Raw genomic sequence first — 1,259 nt, forward strand, 5'->3', positions numbered from 1 at the left:
ACATTGAACGGCACCATGCCGGCCAGCACCGTACGTCCGGCAACTCCAGCACGCAGCCTGTCGGCATTGTCGACACCGTTTTGCAGGCTGATCACCACGGCGTTGGGCCGGGCATGGGCTTTGATAAGATCCGCCATATCCTGGGTGGCGCCGCTCTTGACCGTGACCAGGATCACGTCCGCCAGCGGCAAAGCGGCGGCCGGATCGACGGTGACGACAAGCGCCTCGGGCTTGATCGAGCGATCGCGGCCCTGGAGGTCGCTGACCCGCAATCCACCCTGCCGTAGCGCTGCCTCGATGCGCGGCCGAGCCAGCAGAATGACCTCTCGGTTGGCCAACGCCAGGCAGCCGCCGGCATAGCAGCCGATGCTGCCGGCACCGGCTATGACGATCCTTCTGTCCTTGTCTGCCATCCTGTCGCCGCGCCGGGTCGGAGCTATACGACATGAAAACCATAATATTGGCGGCATCGCCAGCCATGACGCTGGCCCCTATGTCTGGCCGTGACAGGCCCTGCGCTTTCGACTATCGCTTTTGCCATGACGCTGCCGACCGATCCCGCCGAAAACCTCGCCGCCCTTATCCGTTGCGCTTCGGTGACGCCCGCTGAGGGCGGCGCGCTGACCGCGCTGGAGACGATGCTCAAACCGCTCGGCTTCCTGGTCGATCGGCCGGTGTTTTCCGAAGACGGCACGCCCGATATCGAAAACCTATATGCAAGGCGCTCCGGCAATGGCCCGCATCTGATGTTCGCCGGACACACTGACGTGGTGCCTGTCGGCGACGAAGCCGCCTGGACGCATCCGCCTTTCGCCGCCGAGATCGCCAATGGCGAGATGTATGGCCGCGGCGCCGTCGACATGAAGGGCGGCATTGCCTGTTTCATCGCCGCCGTGGCGCGCCATGTCGAGGCCAATGGCGGTCCGAAAGGGTCGGTCTCGCTGCTGATCACCGGCGACGAGGAAGGCCCGGCCATCAACGGCACGGTGAAGCTGCTCGAATGGGCGGCTTCGCGGGGCGAGAAATGGGATGCCTCTGTCGTCGGCGAGCCGACCAATCCGGACGCTCTCGGCGACATGATCAAGATCGGCCGCCGCGGCTCGATGTCCGGCGCGGTCACCGTCAATGGCCGCCAGGGCCATGTCGCCTATCCCCTGCTTGCCGACAATCCGGTGCGCGGGCTGATGAGCCTGGTCGACGCCTTGCTGCATCCGGTTTTCGACAAGGGGACCAGGGATTTCCAGCCGACCAATCTGGAG

2 protein-coding genes are annotated in these 1,259 nt (G+C 65.1%); one reads left to right on the forward strand and one right to left on the reverse strand.

Annotated features, from left to right (window positions below; genetic code table 11):
• The coding region (locus EN964_RS34995; protein ID WP_281059601.1) for a 2-dehydropantoate 2-reductase N-terminal domain-containing protein at positions 1-413 on the reverse strand (413 nt) is incomplete at its 3' end.
• Positions 414-539: 126 nt separating this feature from the next.
• Between EN964_RS34995 and dapE the strand changes: the two genes are divergently transcribed.
• Positions 540-1,259, forward strand: a 720-nt coding sequence (gene dapE, locus EN964_RS35000; RefSeq protein ID WP_127277474.1) for a succinyl-diaminopimelate desuccinylase, incomplete at its 3' end; no start/stop codon positions are given.

The sequence above is a fragment of the Mesorhizobium sp. M7A.F.Ca.CA.001.10.2.1 genome (assembly GCF_003998575.1).
In the GTDB taxonomy this organism is placed as follows: domain Bacteria; phylum Pseudomonadota; class Alphaproteobacteria; order Rhizobiales; family Rhizobiaceae; genus Mesorhizobium.